This is a genomic window from Paenarthrobacter nitroguajacolicus, from assembly GCF_007786235.1.
In the GTDB taxonomy this organism is placed as follows: domain Bacteria; phylum Actinomycetota; class Actinomycetes; order Actinomycetales; family Micrococcaceae; genus Arthrobacter; species Arthrobacter nitroguajacolicus_A.
This window is the reverse complement of the sequence record NZ_VNFK01000006.1, coordinates 228,776-249,455: the sequence shown is the minus strand read 5'-3', so window position 1 is coordinate 249,455 and position 20,680 is coordinate 228,776. Positions and strand designations below refer to the sequence as shown.

Here is a 20,680-nt window from a genome sequence, read left to right as displayed (position 1 = left end):
ATCTGCGGGAGAGGACTCGACGGCGGTCGGCGGCGCTTGCTGCTCGGGCGCCTGCGTTTCGGGAAGGGTAAAACTGCCGTTAGGTAAGGGATCGGTACTGTTCCCGGCGGGCCGAGGTCCTTGTGATGGCGTTGATACCTGTGTGTCCGAGGGCGGGGCAGGTCGCGGTCCAGTGGTCTCAGCCCACGCAGGAGCTCCGATGCAGCTGCCCGCAACGAGGGCGATCGTGAGCGCTAGGCCTGCCCGTGCCAGCGGGGTGCGGCGGACCGGGTCAATTGAACGTCTTTTCATCTTCACATCCGGCCCTGTACCGCGGCTCAGCGGCGCATGGTGTGGCTTGCGGACAAGCTCCGGGGCGGGCGCCTGCGCATGGGACCAAAGGCCAGCTCCTAACGGCCTTTACCCTAACATCCTGAAACTGGAGTGACTAGTGGGATGGAGGTTGCTGACGTGACTGGTGATCCGAGGTTATCCACATCTCTTGAGAAGCAACTTGAGGCTGATAAGTGGCTCGCTTAGCGTGAATGACTCGAGATGCGCCTCTCGTTTACGGGTTCTAGATCATTTGGGGGAGATGTGGATGCTGTAGGGATCGTCGAAGGCGAGGTCCGGGAGCTCATCCGACGCCGCGGGCTTGATCCGTTGGAACAAGCTGCGGATGTCCGGCGCCTTGTTGAGGCGGCGGTCAACGACTACGACGAACGGACGCTTCTGGGCCCGCTTCCGCCGCTGGGCCACCTTGAGACCGCCCGGCGACAAATTTTCGATGCCGTGGCGGGGTATGGGCCACTCCAGCCACTCCTGGATGATGTCGGGATCGAAGAGATATGGATCAACGCTCCGCACGAGATCTACGTTGCCCGTAACGGTGAGTCCGAGCTGACTGCCATAAGTCTCAGCGAGCAGCAGGTTCGCGACCTCGTGGAAAGGATGCTGAAAAGCTCGGGCCGCAGGCTGGACCTTTCGTCGCCCTTCGTTGATGCGGCCCTGCCGGACGGGTCCAGGTTGCACGTGGCGATTCCAGACATCACCCGGAAGCACTGGGCCGTCAACATCAGAAAATTCATCTCGAGGGCAAGCCGGCTGGAACACCTCGTGGACATGGGAAGCCTGACGCCTCAGGCCGCCAGATTCCTGGGTGCGGCAGTGGCCAGTGGGCTCAACATCCTCGTATCAGGTGCCACCCAGGCCGGGAAGACCACCATGCTGAACTGCCTGGCTGCGAATGTCGGTTCCCGGGAACGCGTCATCACGGTGGAGGAAGTCTTCGAATTGCAACTTCCTCTACGTGATGTGGTCGGGCTGCAATGCCGCCAGTCCAACCTGGAGGGGGAGGGCGAAATTCCGTTGAGGCGGCTTGTTAAGGAAGCACTGAGGATGAGACCGGACCGGCTGGTGGTTGGCGAGGTCCGCGAAGCGGAGAGCCTGGACATGCTGATTGCGCTCAATTCCGGGCTTCCCGGAATGTGCACCGTTCACGCCAACTCCGCCCACGACGCCGTCACCAAGATCTGCACGCTCCCACTGCTGGCAGGAGCGAATATTTCCAGTGCCTTCGTCGTCCCCACTGTCGCATCCTGCATCGACCTCGTAGTGCACTGTGCCCGGCACTCCACGGGCCGGAGGCAGGTGACAGAGGTACTGTCGCTGGGCCGACGCGTCGAAAACGGGATCATCGAGTCTTCAATAGTGTTCGGAATGGTCGCCGGACAGCTCCAGCCCCATGCCAACTCCATGCCGGCCGCGGAAAAATTCTCCCGTGCAGGTTTTGATGTTGCTGCGCTCCTGGAGTTGAACTGATGGCGCCACTGTTGGGGATTATATGCGGGCTTGGGGTGTTCCTCGTGTGGTGGTCAGCGTGGGAGCAGCCGTCTTCAGCCACCAAGGCTAGTAAGCCTCGACGCCTTGACCTCCTGCTGGTGTCCGCAGGAATTGAGAAGGTCAGCGGCGGTGGACTGCTTGCTACATGTGCGGGTTTGGGCGTCTTTTCACTCCTTGTGTTCTACATCTTGACGGGATCGCCGCCGGTGTCCGTGTGCTTCGGGCTCTTTAGCTCCTGGATTCCTTTCGCGGCTGTGCGTTGGAGAGCGCGGAAGCGGCGGGCGGCACTCCGCATCCTGTGGCCGGACGTTGTGGACCATATGCGTTCCGCCATTCGCGCAGGTCTTGCCTTGCCGGAGGCACTGATCCAACTGGGTCACAAGGGGCCGGAGGAACTGAGGCCGTTGTTCCTGGACTTTGGGGCAGATTACAGATCCGGTGGTCAGTTTGACGCTGCCCTGAACAAGCTCAAAGATCGCCTGGCAGATCCCGTCGCGGACCGCATTGTGGAGGCACTTCGAATGACCCGCGAAGTGGGAGGTTCGGACCTCGGACGCATGCTCGGAACCTTGGCCGAATTCTTGCGTGACAGCGCGCGGACCCGGAGTGAGCTGGAGGCCCGGCAATCGTGGACCATCAATGCGGCGCGGCTGGCTGTAACGGCGCCATGGATCGTCCTGATGGTGATGGCCAGCCGGCCGGAAGCAATGCTGGCCTACAACTCCGGCATGGGAGCCATGGTGCTGCTCGGTGGCGTGTTGGTCTCAGTCGTCTGCTATTCCGTCATGCTTCGCGTTGGTGCGTTGCCTGAGGATGAGCGGATCCTTCGATGAGTACTTCCACCGCGTTTGCAGTCCTGTGCGGATTGCTTCTTGGAGCGGGCAATTGGTTGATCCTCGCGCGACTGCCTTTCATGCGGAGGCCGACATTTTCGGACCGCATCGAACCACAGTTGAAGGCCCGGAATCTGGAATCGCGCCTTCTGCGCGCCCCAACACATAACTTGACGCCGTTTGGACCGCTCGAACGGATAGTCCGCCCTATCTTCCGCGATGCAATGGCTTATCTACCCCGCGTCAACGTCGGGTCCGATGCCTTGGGGAGAAGGCTCGCGCGTGCCGGGTCGTCGAAGTCGACTCTTGATTTCAGGGCAGAGCAGCTTCTGTGGGCAGGCGCGGGTTTTGTGCTCGCATTGTTCTTGGTAGCCGCTGGCGCAGCTTCTGGGCAATTCAACCCAGCGGTGTCATTGGTTTCCGTCATGGGCAGCGCGTTGGGCGGTTACCTGCTCCGCGATTATGCGCTGGGTCAGCGGATCAAGCAGCGGGAAACAAGAATGCTGTCCGAATTTCCAAGCCTTGCCGAACTTATGGCGCTCGCGGTTGCCGCCGGAGAAAGTGCCATGGGTGCGATGGACAGAGTGAGCCGCAGCTCACACGGCGAGCTCTCCAAAGAATTCGCTATCGTCCTGGCGGACGCACGCTCCGGGAAGCCGCTGGCAGAGTCCCTTCAGGCCTTCGCTTCACGGGCCGAGCTGCCTCCGCTGGTCAGGTTCTTCGACGGTCTGGTGGTTGCCGTCGAACGAGGGACACCCTTGGCCGATGTTCTGCGGGCGCAGGCTGCGGATGTCCGTGACGCCGCAAAACGCGAGCTCATGGAGTCGGCCGGTCGAAAGGAGATCGCCATGATGGTGCCGGTCGTCTTCGGCGTGCTTCCACTCACGGTTCTCTTCGCAGCCTTTCCGGCCATATCCGCTTTGGATTTGAGTCTTTAGTGCCTCATCAAGAATCCACGAACCACCACTAACTGGCACCACACACGTTGAGGAGAACCATGAAACGAATCACGAAACGAATCACGAAGCACGCGCCAGCCGCATTCATCCTGCTCCTTGGCTGCGGCTGGTGGCTCCTGACGATGGCAACGCGGAGGGCGCCCTTGACGGAAGAACGTGAGCGCGGCGATGTACCAGGCTGGGTGATGATCACATTAATGTCAGCTGTCCTCGTTGCCGCGCTTCTTGCGCTGGCCACGCCAGCTTTGGAGGGCCTCTTCAACCAGGCAATAGACATGGTGGGCAAGTAGGACACTCGGCGGGCAGAACCCGCGTTTCCTGCCACTGTTCCTCCACCGCACTGAGTTCCCATCCTGCGCAGCGGGGAGCCAAGGCTGAACCACGGCCGGTACTTACCAAAGAACATGGCTCTGCGGTGGTCGACTTCGTCTTGGTCGGGGCGCTGCTGACCTTGTTCTTCTTGTCGATTGTCCAACTCATGCTGGTGCTGCATGTAAGAAACACACTCATCGATGCTGCAGCCTCGGGAGCCCGCTACGGAGCGCTGGCCGACCGCACTCCTCTGGATGCCAAGGCGCGAGCCGCAGAATTGGCTGGACGGTCGTTGAACGGCGATTTTGCCCGGGATGTCACCTCAATCCAGGTGTCCGTCGATGGCATTCAGACCCTGGAGGTGACAGTGCGGGCACCCATGCCTGTGGTGGGGCTTCTTGGTCCCGGCGGATTGTTGGAGGTGAAGGGACATGCCGCTCTCCCGGGCTGATGTGCTCAATCCACTTTTGGACACTTTGAAGGGGAGGCTGCGTATCGCACTGTGCCTGCGCAGTGGTTCGACGGAAAAGGCCACCACCTGCGCCCGGACATCCAATGCGCAAAACGGAAGCGCCGTGGTGGAGTTTACGTTTCTGGCGCTACTGCTCATGGTTCCCGTGGTCTATTTCATAGTGACAGTGGGCCAGATTCAGGGCGGGTCTTTTGCTGTCGTCGGAGCAGCGGACCAAGCAGCAAAGGTCTTCGTTACCCAAGGCGATCCCGCCAACGCGAGAACCGCGGCAGAGCAAACCGTTTTGGTGGCGCTGAGGGACTACGGCTACACACGGGAGCAAGCCAGCATGGATATCACGTGCGATCGATCGGATTGCCTGTCTGCAGGAACAATGGTCACGGTGACTGTGTGGTTGGATGTTCCGTTGCCCTTGGTTCCCTTTGGAGACGTGAGAGCCAGCCGGCTTAGTGCCTCGGCAGCACAGGTCGTTGGGCGATTCGCATGACGGTGTTTCGGCCAGCCGACCAGTCCAGTGAAGAGGGACAGATGACGGTTCTCATCGTGGGTTTCGTTGTGCTGGCGCTCCTCCTGGCCGCTGGTGTGATGGCTGCTTCAGCCGTCTACCTTGAACACAAGAAGTTGCTGTCCTTGGCCGATGGAGCTGCGCTCGCCGCCGCCGACTCATTCATGGTGGCGGACATCGGTGGAGGCGGCAAGCCTTCCACCTCGCTGGTGGACGAACGGGTGCTGACTGCAGCGGCCTCCTACCTCACCAGCAGCAATGCCTATGCCCGCCACGACCAGTTGAGCATCGGGGCTGGAACTGGAAGCGAGCCGGGAGGAACATCGGTGGTTGTACTCACCGCCGTCGCGCATCCGCCAGTGGTCAGCATCCTGTTGCCGGAAGGGATCATGGTCGAAGCCAGGTCCACCGCTCGGTCCAAGCTGACGCAGTGATCGTCGGGCAATCATTCGACGTCCGCCGTCAGGGGAGCGCGGTGGATAGCGTACGCTGGGATGACCATGGCTGAGATAGATTTTCCCGCAGAAATCCGCGCACTTCGCGCAACTTACAGCTCCATCGAGAACGTTACCGATGTTGATGCCCTCAAAGCTGAGATCGCTGAACTGAGCGAGCAGGCAGGAGCCCCGGACCTCTGGGACGACCCCGCTTCGGCCCAGGTGGTGACGTCGCGGTTGTCGCACCGGCAGTCCGAAGTAGAGCGGCTTTCTAAGCTCGCTTCCCGGATTGACGACCTCGAAGTCCTCGTGGAACTCGGCCAGGACGAGGGCGACGACGCTTCGATGGAGGAAGCAGCGAAGGAATTGTCCTCCATCCGTAAGGCGTTGGCGGAACTCGAAGTGGTCACCCTGCTCGCGGGCGAATATGACGAGCGAGAGGCTGTAGTCACTATCAGGGCTGGAGCCGGCGGCGTTGATGCTGCCGATTTCGCAGAGATGCTGATGAGGATGTACCTGCGATGGGCCGAACGCCACGGCTATCCGACCACCGTCATGGACACGTCCTACGCCGAAGAAGCCGGCTTGAAGTCCGCCACTTTCGAAGTGAAGGCTCCTTACGCCTTCGGCACCTTGAGTGTCGAAGCCGGTACCCACCGGCTGGTTCGTATTAGTCCCTTCGATAACCAGGGGCGCCGCCAGACATCCTTTGCAGCGGTTGAGGTCATCCCCTTGATCGAACAGACAGACTCCATCGAGATCCCCGACAACGAAATCCGCGTTGACGTTTTCCGCTCCTCCGGCCCCGGTGGCCAGTCGGTCAACACCACGGATTCCGCCGTGCGGCTCACCCACATCCCCACGGGCATCGTGGTATCCATGCAGAACGAAAAATCGCAGCTTCAGAACCGTGCAGCCGCCATGCGCGTGCTTCAGTCCCGCTTGCTGTTGGTCAAAAAGGAACAGCAGGACGCTGAGAAGAAGGCCTTGGCCGGAGACGTCAAAGCGTCCTGGGGCGATCAGATGCGCTCATATGTGCTGAATCCGTATCAGATGGTCAAGGACTTGCGGACGGAACATGAGGTGGGCAACACGTCAGCTGTATTTGACGGTGAGATCGATGACTTCATCGACGCCGGCATTCGCTGGCGTACGGGCAACCGGAACGCAGCAGCGAACTAAACGCACCAGTCAACTACACCCACCAGCCGCGCGGGGGGAGTCGTCGGTGGGCAGGCCGGCAAGTGATCCCGGATTCTGCGACACGCCCCTGAAACCCCCGGATGTGCGGCATACCCGTGCGTATAGTCGAGTGGCCGGTGCTCTCACTTCCCCCATCGAAAGCCCGCGCTCCGGCTGTTGGACTGGGCGACTATGTCATGTCCGGCGGGGTTCAAAAGGGCCATGATCAGATTTGAGAATGTCACCAAGGTCTACGAGCAGAATGCCCGACCGGCGCTCGACTCTGTGAGCCTTGAGATCAACCGTGGTGAATTCACCTTCTTGGTGGGCGCCTCGGGCTCCGGCAAGTCCACGTTTCTTCGGCTGATCCTGAAAGAAGACAAAGCCTCCTCCGGTTCCGTCTACGTCGCTGGCCAGAACGTTGCCAACATTTCAAGTTGGCGTGTCCCCAAGCTCCGGCGCGGAATCGGTGTGGTTTTCCAGGACTTCCGGTTACTCCCGCAGAAGAACGTTTTCGCCAACGTAGCTTTCGCCATGCAGGTGATCGGCAAGAGCCGCTCCATCATTCGCGAAACAGTCCCCGAGGTCCTGAAGACGGTGGGCTTGGAGGGCAAGGAACGCCGCATGCCCCACGAACTCTCAGGCGGTGAGCAGCAGCGCGTGGCCATCGCGCGCGCCGTCGTCAATCGTCCCGGCATCCTGCTGGCGGACGAACCGACCGGAAACCTGGACCCCATCACCTCGATGGGAATTATGGGAGTCCTGGACAAAATCAACCAGAACGGCACCACGGTGGTCATGGCAACCCACGACGACGACATCGTCAATGAAATGCGTCGCCGTGTGGTGGAACTAAAGAACGGCAAGGTCATCCGCGACGAAGCCAAGGCGCTCTACACGTCGATGATTCCGGTGGTCGGCGAATCGCGCCGGCTCAGGGACGCTAGTGGCGAAGAGCTCGACCGCGCGCAGGGGGCACAGCTGTGAGGCTTCTGTTTATCCTGGGGGAAATCGGCAGCGGTCTGCGCCGCAACCTGTCTATGGTAATTTCCGTGGTGCTTGTGACATTTGTTTCCCTGACGTTCGTTGGCGCTGCTGGGATGCTGCAGATGCAGATCAACCAGATGAAGGGCTACTGGTACGACAAAGTCCAGGTTGCTGTGTTCCTCTGCAATGACGGCTCGACGGCGGTGGGTTGCGCTTCCGGGCCGGCCACCCAGGAGCAGCAGGACAACCTTGAGGCCATGTTGGAATCGCCGGCGGTCAAGCAGTACATCAACGACTTCCAGTTCGAATCCCAAGCCGAGGCCTACACCCACTTCAAGGAGCAGTTTTCCAATTCACCGATTGTGGATTCGGTGTCGGAAGACCAGTTGCCGGCCTCGTTCCGCATCAACATGAAGAACCCCGAGAAGTACCAGATCATCAGCGAGACGTTCTCCTCTCAGCCGGGTGTCGAAACGGTCTCCGACCAGAGACAGGTTCTTGAACGCATCTTCTCCTGGATGAACGGCGCCTCCGTAGCAGCCATGGGCGTGGCGGCGGTAATGATCTTCTGCGCGGTTCTGCTCATCACCACCACCATCCGCCTATCGGCGTTCAGCCGACGACGGGAAACCGGGATCATGCGACTGGTGGGCGCATCGAAGACGGTCATTCAGCTTCCGTTCATCCTGGAAGGCGTCATAGCAGCCGTCGTCGGGGCGCTGTTGGCATCCACCACGCTCTGGCTGATGGCTCATTTCTGGCTCAACGGCGACCTGTCGAAGCAATTCCTCAACACTCCGTTCATATCCTCCACGCAGGTCCTGGTGATTGCACCGGTGCTCATAGCCCTTGGTGCGGGTTTGGCCGGGATATCCTCCTTGTTGACGCTCCGGCGTTACCTCAAGGTTTAGCCATGAAACGCCGGATTCAACGAACAACCGTGCCGATAAGCGAAAAAGGACTCCTGATGACCACGTTGGACCCGAACTCCCTGCGCCAGCGTCTTGCGTCGGGGCACGCTCGGATATTGGGTGCCGTTCTTGCCGTCGGTCTGGCTGTCAGTCTCCTGTCGGGCGCCCCGGCGGCGCAGGCCGACAATCTGGAGGACCAGCAAGCCGCGCTCGAAGCAGAAGCGGCCCGTGTCCAAGCCTCCCTTGAATTCGTCGACGCCAACATCGCAAAGGCCGCAGGGGACCTGGTGATCTACCAGGGACGCCTCCCGGGGGCGCAACAGGCCCTGCTCGAGGCACAGGGGCGAGTTGCGCGTGCGGTCAAGGAAGTCGAAGCCTTGGCAGCAAGGGTTGAGTTGGCCCAACAGAACAAGGCCAAGATCACCGAGCAGTTGGAAAGCGATAAGCAGAAGATTACGGACACCAAGAAGCTGATCGGGCAGATCGCTTCCCAGGCCTATAAGTCTGGTGGCGTTCCTACGAATATCGCCCTTTTGTTCGGGTCCAGCGAGTCCGGCAGCCTGACGGAGTCCATGGACTTGGCTGACCAGGCCATGCGGAGCCAGAACGCCGCGATGACCAAGCTGACCCAGCAGAATGCCACCAACGTGAACTCCCAGGCAAGGCTCGTAGCAGTCGAGGAAGAGATTCAGGACCTGAAGGCGAAGGCGGACGCTGCGCTGGAACGCGAAAAGTCAGCCAGGGACGCGGCAGCAAGCAAGAAGGCCGAAGTCGACAAGCTGATTGAAGATACCACCCGCCTCAATGGACAGCTGCAGGCCGCCAAGCCGGGCATCGAAGCGAACCTCGCCCGGGTGAAAGCGGAGCAGGACTCAGTGGCAGCGGAAATTGTTGAACGCGACCGTAAGCTCAGGGAAGCTTGGGAGGCAGAGCAGCGCCGTCTTGCCGAAGAAGCGGCAGCGGCGGCCGCCGCAGCAGCAGCGGCAGCCGGGCGGCCTGCGCCCCCGGAACAGCCGTATGTTCCACCGGCAGCTGGATCGCCATCAGCCTTTGGGCTGCGTCACCCCTTCGCCAGCTATGTGCCCATCACTTCAGGGTTCGGCTGGCGGGCGACTCCGCCAGGCACCATCGACTTCTACGGTACGGGTGGGTATATGCACACCGGCATTGACTTCGGTGCAGCGTGCGGTACTCCCGTTTATGCGGCTGCCGCCGGGGAAGTCTTCAACTCGGGATGGAACTCTGCCGATGGCGGTGGCTGGCGCGTGAAGATCTCCCACGGCGTGGTGCAGGGAAACTCGCTGACCACCATTTACTACCACAACAGCAGCATCGTGGTGGCGAACGGCCAGCGGGTCTCGGCCGGGCAGCTCATCGCGTACTCGGGGAGCACCGGCAACTCCACAGGTTGCCACGCGCACTTCGAAACCTGGCTGAATGGTTCTGCCCAGGATCCCATGAACCTTCTCTAGCGTTGAGTCAGCGCGGAGGTGTCTTCGTGCTGGCGTACACTAGTTGAAATCCGCATCTAACAAGGAGTTCTACCGTGCCCAAGGAAAGTGGCCGTAAGGTAGTGGCCACCAATCGGAAGGCCCGGCATAACTACCATGTCCTGGATACCTATGAGGCTGGCATTGCCCTCATGGGAACAGAAGTGAAGTCCCTCCGCGAGGGGCACGCCTCCATGGTCGATGGCTTCTGCACGTTCTACAACGACGAACTATGGATGGAGGGTATCCATATCCCTGAGTATCACCAGGGGAGCTGGACCAACCATGCCGCGCGCCGGCGTCGTAAGCTTTTGCTGCACCGCGAAGAACTGGACAAAATTTCGCAGAAGATCCGGGAATCCGGATTCACCGTGGTGCCCCTCCAACTGTATTTCCTGGACGGCAGGGCCAAGGTGGAGATTGCGATTGCCCGCGGTAAGAAGGATTACGATAAGCGCCAGACCCTCCGCGAGCAGCAGGACAAGCGCGAATCCTTGCGTGAGTTGCGGGAACGCAATCGACGCTAGCAACATGCGGGGCTGCTCCCGGGAATGACTTACCCGGCGCATGCGTTATGATAAGTAGTCCGACATGAACTCAAAGTTCTTGCCGGGTTTGGTAACAAAATACGGGGATGATCGGTTTCGACGATGTTAGTCGCGACAGGTGAAGCGGGCCGAGGATGCAGAATTATCTCGTAAACGCTGTCTGCAAACCAATAAGTGCCGAATCTAAGCGCACTGACTTCGCTCTCGCTGCCTAAGCAGTAAGACAGTCCGTCAGCCCGGGGTTGCTGTCGCCCCGGATCCTGGCGTCATTTAGATAGCCACTGCTGTTTGCCTTCGTCATTGAGGTAAACGGGACTCTTAGATGACTGGGCCCGGATCAGCCACCTGTTTGCAGGATGGCTGGGGCCGAGAAAATCCGACGCAAACTGCGCCCGGAGAAGCCCTGACAAAACGACATCGGACGGGGGTTCAATTCCCCCCATCTCCACCTGGGAAAGCCCCTGGATCTTCAAGATCCGGGGGCTTTCTTTGTGCCCGGAAGCAGAAGCGTTCACCCACGGCGTACCCGGATTTGGACTACCGGACCGGGCCTGGCGGTTGTAGTGGGTAGGCACGGAAAAGCGGGCAGCAGGAGGCAAGCGATGAGCACCGAGCCACAGTTCGAACAGCAGGACCAAGATGACGATCAAGTCCTGGATGCCTACTCACGAATCGTCATTCACGTGGCTGAGTCCGTCACGCCCCATGTTGCCGCCATCGAGATGACCAGTACCGGCCGCCGAGGAGGAGTACGCGTGGGAAGCGGGTCGGCTGTTGTATTCACGGGTGATGGATACATGCTGACCAACGCCCATGTGGTTGCGGGCATCCAGTCCGGCAGGGCCGTGTTCGCCGACGGCAAGCACACCGATGTTGAGCTGGTGGGCGCAGATCCTTTGTCCGACCTTGCAGTGGTCCGGGGCCTCAAGTCCACCCCGCCACCAGCCTCGTTGGGCAATGCCGATACCTTGCGAGTAGGCCAGTTGGTGATCGCCGTCGGCAACCCACTCGGGTTGGCGGGCTCCGTGACGGCCGGCGTGGTGAGCGGCTTGGGGCGCTCCATACCCGTCCGGGCAGGTGAGCATCGGCGTGTCATCGAGGACGTCATCCAAACGGATGCGGCACTGAATCCCGGCAATTCGGGAGGCGCGTTGGCCGATACCCAAGGCCGCATCGTCGGAATCAACACAGCCGTGGCAGGTCTTGGGCTGGGACTGGCAGTGCCAATCAACACAACAACTCAACGGATTATCGCCTCATTGCTGAAGCACGGCCGGGTGCGTCGCGCCTATCTGGGCCTGGTCAGCACGCCAATACCGCTCGATGCGAGTGCTGTGGTGCGTACAGGTCAGAAGGAAGGTCTGCGCGTGGTGGAGGTGATTCCGAATTCGCCGGCAGAACTATCCGGACTCCAGCCAGGGGATCTGGTGCTGCGTGCCCAAGGCAGGGCAGTTTCCAGCGCGGAAAGCCTCCAGAAGCTGCTGTTCGGGGAAGCCATTGGGGAACCATTCCGTTTGACGGTGCTGCGGGAAGGAACAACGCTCCAACTCATCGCAGTACCTTCTGAGATGAGCCAGCAGTGACGGCAGGCTAGGCCTGGTTTTCTGGAACGTCCACAACGCCGACGAAGCGGCTGCCCACCCCTTCGTACTCGCTGCGGACTTCGCCGAGGAACAGTGCGGGGAGTTCGCTGTTGCGGTGTGTTCCGCAGAAGACGAAGGAAAACTCAGGCCACCATTTCTTGGGGCGTACGGCCTCGGAGTAACCGCACACAGCGCATGTGAGGTGGACCCAGACGGGTCGCTTGCCGGTGCGGTTGGCTCGGGACTGCGCCAACCAGGCAGGGGGATTGTCCTGCATCTCCCTGAGGTCGGCCTCGGAGAGGCGGGACGGAATACCGTGGCGTTGGGCCATTTCCATCGAAATATCAAGGGCCAATGCGGCATCACGTCTGCTAATCACCATTCAACGATACGGGACTTCCCCGGCGTAGGCTGTGCACATGACTGACTCAGTGGCCCTCCCGCCGAGTACCCCGCTCCAAAAGCGTGTCCTTGTGGTGGCAATCGTGGCGTCTTTCATCGCCATTCTGGACGGTTTTGTGGTGAATCTCGCACTTCCAGCCATCGGTCGGGAGTTGGGTGGAGGCCTGGCTATCCAGCAGTGGGTGGTGGACGCCTACCTGCTGACGCTGGGTGCCTTGATCCTGGTGGCCGGCTCGTTGTCCGACCATTTCGGCAGGGCTCGAATCCTGAAATGGGGACTGGCTGGATTCGCTGTTACGTCGGTGATGTGCGGGCTGGCGTGGACGGGTGAAATCCTGGTGGTGTCCCGGGCTTTGCAGGGAATCGCCGGCGCCCTGCTGGTGCCGAGTTCGCTGGCTATGATCATCACGTCGTTTTCGGGGCCAGCGCAGTCGAAGGCGATCGGGCAATGGTCGGGGTGGACCAGTGCGGCGGCCATCGTGGGCCCGTTGATTGGTGGCGTCGCCGTGGACCTGCTTTCCTGGCGGGTCATTTTCTTCATCAACGTCATTCCCGCCGTTGCCATTTGGCCCATGCTTGCCGGTCTGCGGTCATCCGACGCCGCGCGGGACAGGAGCAAGAGGATCGATTATCCAGGTGCCGTCCTTGCCATGGTTGGCTTGGGCGGGCCTGTCTATGCGTTCATCGAACAGGGCCGCATGGGCTGGAGCAGTGCTCAAGTGTGGGTGCCCCTGGTGGTCGGGGTGGTGGCCATGGTTCTGTTCCTGTGGCATGAAGCCAGGACTGCAGAGCCCATGCTGCCGCTCAGGCTGTTCACCATCCGCAACTTTGGTTGGGGGAACATCGCAACTTTGGCCATTTATGCAGGCATCTCGCTGGGTTTCTTCGTGCTGGGCATCTATCTGCAGCAGGTGGGTGGCATGGGTGCCACGCTGGCAGGCATGGCGCTGCTGCCGGGGACGGTCATTCTGATGCTGAGTGCGTCCTATTTTGGTGGTTTGGCGGGCAAATACGGACCCAGATGGTTCATGACTGTGGGGCCGTTGCTGTGCGGTGCGGGCTTCCTGATGTCCTTGTCGGTTCAGGAACCGCTCAACTACTGGACCCAGGTGTTGCCGGGCCAGATTGTCTTCGGCATCGGCTTGGCAACCCTCGTGGCGCCCCTCACGGCCGCAATTCTTGGTGCCGTGCCACCTGAGGAGGCGGGAATCGGTTCCGCGGTGAACAACGCCGTGGCCCGTATCGCCGGTCTCATTTCGATTGCCTTCGCGGGTGTGATTGTGGGGCCCGTCTTTACCCGGCAAGGACTCTACAATGCTCTGGTGGTCACCGCTGGACTGTTCCTGATCGGGGCGGTGGCGTCCGCCGTCGGGATACGAAACCCGCCCCGCGAGGCGGCCGCCCCTGTCGGCGAACCGGATGCAGCGTCCGACGACGGCGGTCCAGCCGGGCAGCGCAGCTGACCTTGGGTGGGGGCACCGGTCAGCGGGCGGGAAGGACGCAGCCTTCGTGCGTCTCGATGCTTTGGACCCAGAGAGCCGAGGTGACTTCGTCCGCGAGGTCGAATTCACGACGTTCGGGGCCGCTGCCGATCCGGACCACCAGCGCCCCGCCGAAGGGCTTGCGTCCCACCACTTCCACTGGTGCGTCAAGCGCGATCTCCTCCGCAGCCAAGTACCGGAGGAGGTCGGGGTTTTCGTCGCTGATCCGGGTGATACGGCCCGAGTGGCCCTGGTCCAGTTCGATCATGCGGTAGGCATGCGGCAGGTCGACCGTGCCATCGGCGGACGGAATCGGGTCCCCGTGCGGGTCGCGGACCGGATGGCCCAGCTTGGCGGACATGCGTTCGATGAAGGTATCTGACACCGCATGTTCCAGCATTTCGGCCTCGTCGTGGACTTCGTCCCAGCTGTAGCCGAGTTCATCCACCAAGTACGTCTCGATGAGACGGTGCCGGCGCACCATGGACAAGGCCAGGCGCATGCCTTCGGGCGTCAGCCTGATGGCGCTGTACGGCTGGTGGTCAACCAGACCTTGGTCCTTGAGCTTGCGGACCATTTCCGACACCGACGAATTGGCGACGCCGAGTCGCTGGGCAAGCTGGGAGGACGTAATCGGCTTGTCTTGCCACTCCGTGTAGGAGTAGATGACCTTGACGTAGTCCTCAATCGAGGAGGAGGGCGTACTGGTCTTCACACACCAAGCCTACCGTGGCGTGGCGGGGTGGATCTTGAACGCCCGCCACGTCTGCGTCATGTACGGCACCTGGACTGTTTCGCCCGGTGTGTGCCCGAGGTGGTCGTAAAGGTACCACTCGAGATTGCCCATGACTTTCGCCCGGGTGGCCTCGTTGGCACGGAGGTAGTAGCTGCGGGACTTGGTCAGTTCCATGATGTCTTCCGGCGACAAAGTGTCCTGCCACAGGGTGAGGTGGCTTTCCAATCCTTCGAACTCCGGTCCGATGACTGGCCGGAAGCCCGGTTTATGCACGTCTCCTGCGTGCATAATGCGGGAAAGGCGATGAACCCACGGAACAGCTGTATCCAACTGGTTCCAGACCAGGCCCAAGACCCCATGAGGCCGTAGGATCCGGGCGATTTCCGTGCTCGCTGCGAGCGGCTCGCACCAGTGCCACGCCTGGGCAACGCTGACGACGTCGAATGCTGAGTCCGCCAGCCCTGTTGCCTCGGCTGTTCCCTCCAGCGCGTTGACGCGGGGGTAGGCCTTTCGCAGTTGCTCCAGCATGTCCGTGGAAGGATCGACGGCGGCCACCTCAAGTCCGTGGCCGACCAAGAGCGCGGTGAACTTGCCGGTGCCTGCGCCCAGGTCCGCGGCTGCAGTGGCTCCGTCGGGAAGGATCCAGTTCAGCGAGTCCAACGGATAACCTGGCCGCACGCGATCGTAGTGCTCCCCGCCGTCCTGGAAACTCCGGCCGAGTTCCTGCCGGCGGGTGGCGTAGAGTTTGGGACCACGCGGTCCAGCGGGTCCGGGAATGCCGGCGGCACCGCTGGCGGCGCCCGGGGAACGCAGGGACACGCGGAACTCCTTCACAGGGTGGCCAAAAGGTACCCTACGAATTTACCGCAGCAGCTGGAATCGTTGGGGCTCGGTTCCTTTAGTCCACAGTCGTTTAATCCACAGTCCTTCTAATCCACAGTGCAGGGAGCAGCGCCTGCCGTGCCGGGAGTGTTCGGTGCCCACTCAGGGTAGCTGCGGTGGTCGTTGGCAGGCACCCACCGGCCCTCGTCCACCACATAGTCCCAACCAAGTCCGTCCCGCTTCAGTCCTTCGATGCCGGCCAGCAGCCTCGTGGCGTCCTCCAACCGGGAGCCGACGCCGAAGCTGGCACGCAGGGAACCGGAAGGGAGCCCAAGCCGCTTCAGGAGGGGATGGGCGCAGAAGCGGCCATCGCGCAGGCCTACGCCGTGTTCTGCCGCCAAGTAGGCGGCGACCAAACCGGCGTCGAATCCTTCCACGGAGAAGTTGACCACGCCGATGGTGTCCTCGGAGTCGCTGAAGATCCGGTGGACTGTTACGCCGTCGATCGCTTCGAGGCCTTCCACCAGGTAGGAACGGATAGCAGCCTCGTGGGCGTGCCAGGCTTCCTGGTCCAGTCCTGCGAGGACCTGCGTGGCACGCGCCAGGGTTGCCGCTCCCAGGACGTTGGGGGAGCCGCCCTCATGCCGTGCAGGGCCAGTGGCCCAGCTGACCGAATCCAGGCGGGCCTCACGAACAGCGCCGCCGCCTGCCAGGTGGGGAATGCCGGAGTCCAGCCAATCCGGGCGACCCACCACGACGCCGGCGCCGAACGGGGCGTAGAGCTTGTGTCCGGAGAACACAAGGTAATCGACGTCGGCCTCCGCGATGTTGATCCGTCGGTGCGGTGCCAACTGGGCGGCATCCACCACGATCCGTGCACCGTGCTCGTGGGCAAGGGACGCAAGCTGGGCGATGGGAAGGATCTCGCCGGTCACGTTCGAGGCGCCGGTGACGGCGAGCAGGCTGACTCCACCTTGGGCGAGTTCCGCGCGGAGCTTGTCCAGCGTGGCGGCCAAGGTTGTGGCGGCGACAACGCTGCGGTGCGGGACTCCCTGCCAAGGGAGCAAGTTGGCATGGTGTTCGATGTCCAGGTAAAGGACCTCACCGACGGGCTGGCCGTCCGTGTGCGGGAGGCATCCAGCCAGGAGGTTCAGCGAATCCGTGGTGTTCCGCGTGAAGATTACGGAGTCGTCTGCCCGACCGCCGACGAATTCACGGACGATGTTCCGCGAATTCTCGTACACCGAGGTGCTGATCTGTGAGGCGTAGCCCGCACCTCGGTGGACACTTGCGTAGTAAGGAAGGATCTCGTTGAGGTGCGCCGAGACAATAGTCAACGCAGGAGCCGATGCCCCGTAGTCAAGGTTGGCGTAGCGGACGTGCCCGCCTTGAATCAGCGGCGCCTGCAACTCCGCACCGGTGACAGCGGCAAGGGGGCGTGCGGCAGCTCCTGCCTCTGCCGTGGTTTCCGCAGCGAAGGACGGAATGATGTTGGAGTCGAACGTGACAGTGCTCATGGGACCTCACTCAAGAGGGACCCCCATAGGGGGATCCGCGCTTGCCGCATCCGTTCCGGACCGGCCGGGTCGTCACCCGGGGCACCCCACCGCGAATGGAGGGTTGCCGGCCAGCAAACCGGGGTTTAGCGCTGGCACTCGTGACCTGTAAAAAAGGCTACGGCACGTCCGGCGGGCCATCCAAAGCCGCTGCCGATTATTAAGGCCTTTGTTACGTTGAATGCGAATCACCCCACTGACCGAATAAAAAACGGCGGACGGCCACAAAAGGGGCCATCCGCCGTCGAAAATTCCGATACCCGCCGTGTGGGGGGAGGTGGGGACAAAATCAGAGAAGGTCGTCCAAGCCGGGGTTGAGACGCTTGAGGACCTCAGAGTGCAGGATCGAGTTGGTAGCCAGCGCGTTGCCGCCAAACGGGCCGTCTTCGCCTTCCAGCGACGTGAAGCGCCCACCGGCTTCGGTGACAATGGGAACCAAGGCTGCCATGTCGTAGAGGTTCAGTTCAGGTTCGCAGGCAATATCCACTGCGCCCTCAGCCACCAGGCAGTAGGACCAGAAATCGCCGTAGGCGCGTGTCCGCCAGACATCCTCCGTGAGGCCCATGAATTCGTCGAGGTTGCCGCGTTCCTTCCATCCGGACAGGCTGGAATATGACATGGAGGCATCGGCCAGCCGCGTAACGTTGGAAACTTTGAGCCGGGTCGCGGAAGCAAGGGATCGGCCCATGTAGGCACCCATGTCCTTGGCGGCCCACCACCGCTTGCCCAAGGCGGGTGCACTCACGACGCCAACCACGGGTTCCCCTTCATCCACCAGTGCGATCAACGTTGCCCACACGGGAACGCCGCGGACGAAGTTCTTGGTCCCGTCGATGGGATCGATAATCCAGCGGCGTGAGCCGTGACCGCTGCTGCCGAACTCTTCGCCGAGAACGGCGTCGCGGGGGCGCGACCGTGACAATTGACCTCGGATGGCTTCTTCGGCGGCCTTGTCGGCATCCGTGACGGGTGTGAGGTCGGGCTTGGTCTCGATCTGGAGGTCCAGCGCCTTGAAGCGATCCATGGTCTGGGCGTCGACGGAATCAGCGAGGACGTGGGCCAGCCGCAGGTCATCGTTGTAGGTGGAAACGGGATGGGTCATGCCACCAAACTATCCTGAAACGTTCGCTCCGGTGGGGACGTGAAGCGGCAAGGATCAGTTGACGGTGCCCAGTTCCTTGGCCTCTTTTGCTTCCAGGCGCGGATCCGCACCCAGCAACCGACGCAGGGATGCCAAGCGGGCCACTCCGGACGGTCCGGCATGGCCTTCATTAACCCAAGGATCCAGCCCGCAGTTGATGGCGGTGGCGTCGTGCTTGCAGCCACGGTCGCAGGACTCCGTGCCAGGCTCAAGATCCGGGAAGGAATGCAGGATCCGGTCGGGGTCCACGTGGGCCAGGCCAAAGGAGCGGATACCCGGTGTGTCGATGATCCAACTGCCCGATGGAGCATCGGCAAGCTTGAGGGCCAACGCCGATGACGAGGTGTGCCGGCCACGGCCCGTTACTGCATTGACGCCCCCCGTGGCTCGCTCGGCTCCCGTCAGGGCGTTGACCATGGTGGATTTACCCACACCGGAGTGCCCGAGCATGACGGTGACTTTGCCACCAAGGTGGGAGCGGAGCTGGGAGACGGCGTCCCTGTCCAGTCGGGCGGATAATCCGTCATCCGAGCGGGCATCGATGCCACCGGCTTCGGAATCCGCCGTACGGCTGATGATCACGGGGAAGTCCAGGCTGAGGTAGTTGGCAAGCAGCTCGGCCGGATCTTTAACATCTGCCTTCGTAATGAGCAGCAGCGGCTCGATGCCGGCGTCGTACGCCGCCACCAGTGCACGGTCGATGAATCCCGTGCGCGGTTCAGGGTTGGCTGCTGCCACCACAATGACGAGTTGGTCCGCGTTGGCCACAACCACCCGTTCGATGGGGTCGGTGTCGTCAGCGCTGCGGCGCAGGAGCGTCTTGCGGTCCTCTACGCGGACCAATCTCGCAAGAGTGTCCGGCGACCCCGAAACGTCTCCCACCAACGCCACGAAGTCGCCGGGAACGACGGGGTTGCGCCGCAGTTCACGGGCGCGCGCGGCGATAACGATGCGCTCGTTGGCGGAGTCTTCTCCCACGATTGCCCGGTAGCGTCCGCGGTCCACCGTGATGATCCGTCCAATCACGGCGTCATCATAGCTGGGGCGGTCCTTGGTCCTGGGGCGTGAGCCTTTTTTATTGGGACGGATCCGGACATCGGACTCGTCCCAGGAGCGTGCGTCGCGGCCCATGGTCAGTTGCTGGCCTCGCTGGTGCCGGCCGACTCAAGCATTCGTGCCCACATCTCCGGGAACTCCGGCATGGTCTTGGAAGTGGTGGCGATGTCTTCAACCTGGACACCTTCGACGGCGAGCCCCAGGATGGCGCCGGCCGTAGCCATGCGGTGGTCTGCGTAGCTGTGGACCACGCCGCCGTGCAGGGTTGCCGGGCGGATCACCAGGCCGTCTGCGGTCTCCTCGGCATCTCCGCCGAGGCGGTTGATCTCGGCCACCAGTGCCGCCAGCCTGTCGGTTTCGTGCCCACGGAGGTGGGCAATGCCGGTCAAACGTGACGGGCCCGTGGCCAAGGCGCACAAGGCGGCTACCGTTGGAGCAAGCTCGCTTGTTTCGTCAAAATCCGCACCCTTGATCTCGTTCCCGCCGGTGACCGTCAGCGTCCCGTCGTCAAGGGTCACGGTTGCGCCCATGGCCGCAAGGATGGTTCGCCACAGATCACCCACCTGCGTGGTACCGGTGGGCCAGTTGGGAATGCGGACAGTGCCGTGCGTGGCCAGTGCGGCGGCCAGGAAGGGGCCTGCATTGGAGAGGTCTTGTTCGATCCGTTGGTCAAAAGCCTTGATGGGCCCGGGGGAAACCCGCCAGTGGTTGGGGACGGAGTCGTCCACGGTGACCCCGACGCTGCGGAGTACCGCCACGGTCATGCTGATGTGGTCAAGGCTCGGAACCGGCTTACCTACGTGCTCCAGGTGCAGGCCTTCAGTGAAACGGGCCCCCACCAGCAGCAAGGCGGAAACGAACTGTGACGACGCACTGGCATCGATGACCAGGTGGCCGCCCCGGACCTCGCCGGTGCCCTCAACCGTGAAAGGAAGGGCCGACGGCGTCCTGCCGCCTTCAGCCGCGACAGGAACACCGAGGGCGATCAGGGCTTCGATAATCGTTCCCATGGGCCGGTTGCGAGCGTGGGGGTCGCCGTCGAAGACGGTGGAGCCATTCCGCAGCGCTGCCAGCGGGGGAACGAAACGCATAACCGTGCCGGCCAAGCCGCAGTCGATGGCCGTCCCTGCGCTGGAAGCGGCCGGATCCAGTGGTGAGATTTCCAGATCGGGACCGTAATCACCGTCGCCCGGAACCTCCGTGACGGTGGCACCCAACTGACGGAGGGCTTGGATCATCAGGGCGGAATCACGTGAATGAAGCGGAGCCCGAAGGCGGGAGGGGCCATCCGCCAAAGCCGCCAGCACCAGGAAACGGTTGGTCAAGGACTTTGAACCGGGTACCGTCACCGTGGCATCCACCGGCCCCTTGGCGTAAGGAGCCGGCCACAAGGGGAGGGCGGCGGCCGTGTGTGGTTCGGTGTTAGCGGCGGTGGTACCTGTCATG

General features: G+C 62.0%; 21 protein-coding genes, 1 other RNA gene and 1 riboswitch. Of the genes, 15 read left to right on the top strand and 7 right to left on the bottom strand.

Features of this window, described 5'->3' with window-relative positions:
• Window positions 1-576 precede the first annotated feature (576 nt).
• From FQP90_RS10440 to FQP90_RS10375, 14 genes are all read left to right on the top strand, one after another.
• Window positions 577-1,800, top strand: a complete 1,224-nt coding sequence (locus FQP90_RS10440; RefSeq protein ID WP_144650049.1) for a CpaF family protein — start codon at window positions 577-579, stop codon at window positions 1,798-1,800.
• Window positions 1,800-2,654 carry a type II secretion system F family protein gene (locus FQP90_RS10435; RefSeq protein ID WP_144649894.1) on the top strand — a complete coding sequence of 285 codons (855 nt, stop codon included), beginning with the start codon at window positions 1,800-1,802 and terminating at the stop codon, window positions 2,652-2,654. The genes FQP90_RS10440 and FQP90_RS10435 overlap by 1 nt, the downstream gene beginning before the upstream one ends.
• Window positions 2,651-3,592: a type II secretion system F family protein gene (locus FQP90_RS10430; RefSeq protein ID WP_144649892.1), complete on the top strand. Its 942-nt coding sequence runs from the start codon at window positions 2,651-2,653 to the stop codon at window positions 3,590-3,592. Before FQP90_RS10435 ends, FQP90_RS10430 begins: the two co-directional genes overlap by 4 nt.
• Before the next feature lie 59 nt (window positions 3,593-3,651).
• Window positions 3,652-3,903, top strand: coding sequence for a hypothetical protein (locus tag FQP90_RS10425; RefSeq protein ID WP_144649890.1), 252 nt, complete (start codon window positions 3,652-3,654; stop codon window positions 3,901-3,903).
• A gap of 125 nt (window positions 3,904-4,028) precedes the next feature.
• Window positions 4,029-4,376 carry a TadE family protein gene (locus FQP90_RS10420; RefSeq protein ID WP_208759981.1) on the top strand — a complete coding sequence of 116 codons (348 nt, stop codon included), beginning with the start codon at window positions 4,029-4,031 and terminating at the stop codon, window positions 4,374-4,376.
• On the top strand, window positions 4,357-4,884 hold the full coding sequence (locus tag FQP90_RS10415; RefSeq protein WP_144649886.1) for a hypothetical protein: 528 nt from the start codon (window positions 4,357-4,359) through the stop codon (window positions 4,882-4,884). The genes FQP90_RS10420 and FQP90_RS10415 overlap by 20 nt, the downstream gene beginning before the upstream one ends.
• 41 nt (window positions 4,885-4,925) lie before the next feature.
• Window positions 4,926-5,336 (top strand): pilus assembly protein TadG-related protein, encoded by a 411-nt coding sequence (locus FQP90_RS10410; protein ID WP_144649884.1) that lies wholly within the window; start codon window positions 4,926-4,928, stop codon window positions 5,334-5,336.
• 66 nt (window positions 5,337-5,402) lie between these two features.
• Window positions 5,403-6,521: a peptide chain release factor 2 gene (prfB, locus tag FQP90_RS10405; protein ID WP_144649882.1), complete on the top strand. Its 1,119-nt coding sequence runs from the start codon at window positions 5,403-5,405 to the stop codon at window positions 6,519-6,521.
• Between the two features lie 222 nt (window positions 6,522-6,743).
• Entirely contained in the window at window positions 6,744-7,508 is a 765-nt protein-coding gene (ftsE, locus tag FQP90_RS10400) for a cell division ATP-binding protein FtsE (RefSeq protein ID WP_026540084.1), read from the top strand.
• Entirely contained in the window at window positions 7,505-8,419 is a 915-nt protein-coding gene (gene ftsX, locus FQP90_RS10395) for a permease-like cell division protein FtsX (protein ID WP_144649880.1), read from the top strand. The genes ftsE and ftsX overlap by 4 nt, the downstream gene beginning before the upstream one ends.
• 56 nt (window positions 8,420-8,475) lie before the next feature.
• Window positions 8,476-9,891, top strand: coding sequence for a M23 family metallopeptidase (locus tag FQP90_RS10390; protein ID WP_144649878.1), 1,416 nt, complete (start codon window positions 8,476-8,478; stop codon window positions 9,889-9,891).
• 74 nt (window positions 9,892-9,965) lie between these two features.
• Window positions 9,966-10,436: an SsrA-binding protein SmpB gene (gene smpB, locus FQP90_RS10385; RefSeq protein ID WP_026540087.1), complete on the top strand. Its 471-nt coding sequence runs from the start codon at window positions 9,966-9,968 to the stop codon at window positions 10,434-10,436.
• Window positions 10,437-10,539: 103 nt separating this feature from the next.
• Window positions 10,540-10,908: a transfer-messenger RNA gene (gene ssrA / locus FQP90_RS10380) on the top strand.
• Between the two features lie 151 nt (window positions 10,909-11,059).
• A complete protein-coding gene (locus FQP90_RS10375) occupies window positions 11,060-12,040 on the top strand; it encodes a S1C family serine protease (RefSeq protein ID WP_144649876.1) in 981 nt (326 codons plus the stop codon).
• Between the two features lie 7 nt (window positions 12,041-12,047).
• Here FQP90_RS10375 and FQP90_RS10370 read toward each other — a convergent pair whose 3' ends face one another.
• Window positions 12,048-12,422 carry a hypothetical protein gene (locus FQP90_RS10370; protein WP_244296651.1) on the bottom strand — a complete coding sequence of 125 codons (375 nt, stop codon included), beginning with the start codon at window positions 12,420-12,422 and terminating at the stop codon, window positions 12,048-12,050.
• 31 nt (window positions 12,423-12,453) lie between these two features.
• On the opposite strand from FQP90_RS10370, the gene FQP90_RS10365 reads away from it, so the two are divergent.
• Window positions 12,454-13,905: an MFS transporter gene (locus FQP90_RS10365; RefSeq protein ID WP_144649874.1), complete on the top strand. Its 1,452-nt coding sequence runs from the start codon at window positions 12,454-12,456 to the stop codon at window positions 13,903-13,905.
• A gap of 19 nt (window positions 13,906-13,924) precedes the next feature.
• Here FQP90_RS10365 and FQP90_RS10360 read toward each other — a convergent pair whose 3' ends face one another.
• The 6 genes from FQP90_RS10360 to aroA all read right to left on the bottom strand — a co-directional run bounded on the left by FQP90_RS10360 (window position 13,925) and on the right by aroA (window position 20,679).
• Window positions 13,925-14,638 (bottom strand): metal-dependent transcriptional regulator, encoded by a 714-nt coding sequence (locus tag FQP90_RS10360; RefSeq protein WP_144649872.1) that lies wholly within the window; start codon window positions 14,636-14,638, stop codon window positions 13,925-13,927.
• Window positions 14,639-14,647: 9 nt separating this feature from the next.
• The gene (locus FQP90_RS10355; protein WP_244296676.1) at window positions 14,648-15,472 is read right to left on the bottom strand and encodes a class I SAM-dependent methyltransferase; all 825 of its coding nucleotides are present in this window, start codon (window positions 15,470-15,472) and stop codon (window positions 14,648-14,650) included.
• A gap of 116 nt (window positions 15,473-15,588) precedes the next feature.
• Window positions 15,589-16,998 carry an aminotransferase class V-fold PLP-dependent enzyme gene (locus FQP90_RS10350; RefSeq protein WP_144649868.1) on the bottom strand — a complete coding sequence of 470 codons (1,410 nt, stop codon included), beginning with the start codon at window positions 16,996-16,998 and terminating at the stop codon, window positions 15,589-15,591.
• Window positions 16,999-17,030: 32 nt separating this feature from the next.
• A riboswitch (SAM riboswitch) is annotated at window positions 17,031-17,144 on the bottom strand.
• Between the two features lie 182 nt (window positions 17,145-17,326).
• Window positions 17,327-18,139: a histidinol-phosphatase gene (gene hisN, locus FQP90_RS10345; RefSeq protein ID WP_144649866.1), complete on the bottom strand. Its 813-nt coding sequence runs from the start codon at window positions 18,137-18,139 to the stop codon at window positions 17,327-17,329.
• Window positions 18,140-18,193: 54 nt separating this feature from the next.
• Window positions 18,194-19,309, bottom strand: a complete 1,116-nt coding sequence (gene rsgA, locus FQP90_RS10340) for a ribosome small subunit-dependent GTPase A (protein WP_144649864.1) — start codon at window positions 19,307-19,309, stop codon at window positions 18,194-18,196.
• Between the two features lie 2 nt (window positions 19,310-19,311).
• Window positions 19,312-20,679 (bottom strand): 3-phosphoshikimate 1-carboxyvinyltransferase, encoded by a 1,368-nt coding sequence (gene aroA / locus FQP90_RS10335; RefSeq protein ID WP_208759980.1) that lies wholly within the window; start codon window positions 20,677-20,679, stop codon window positions 19,312-19,314.
• Window position 20,680 lies beyond the last annotated feature (1 nt).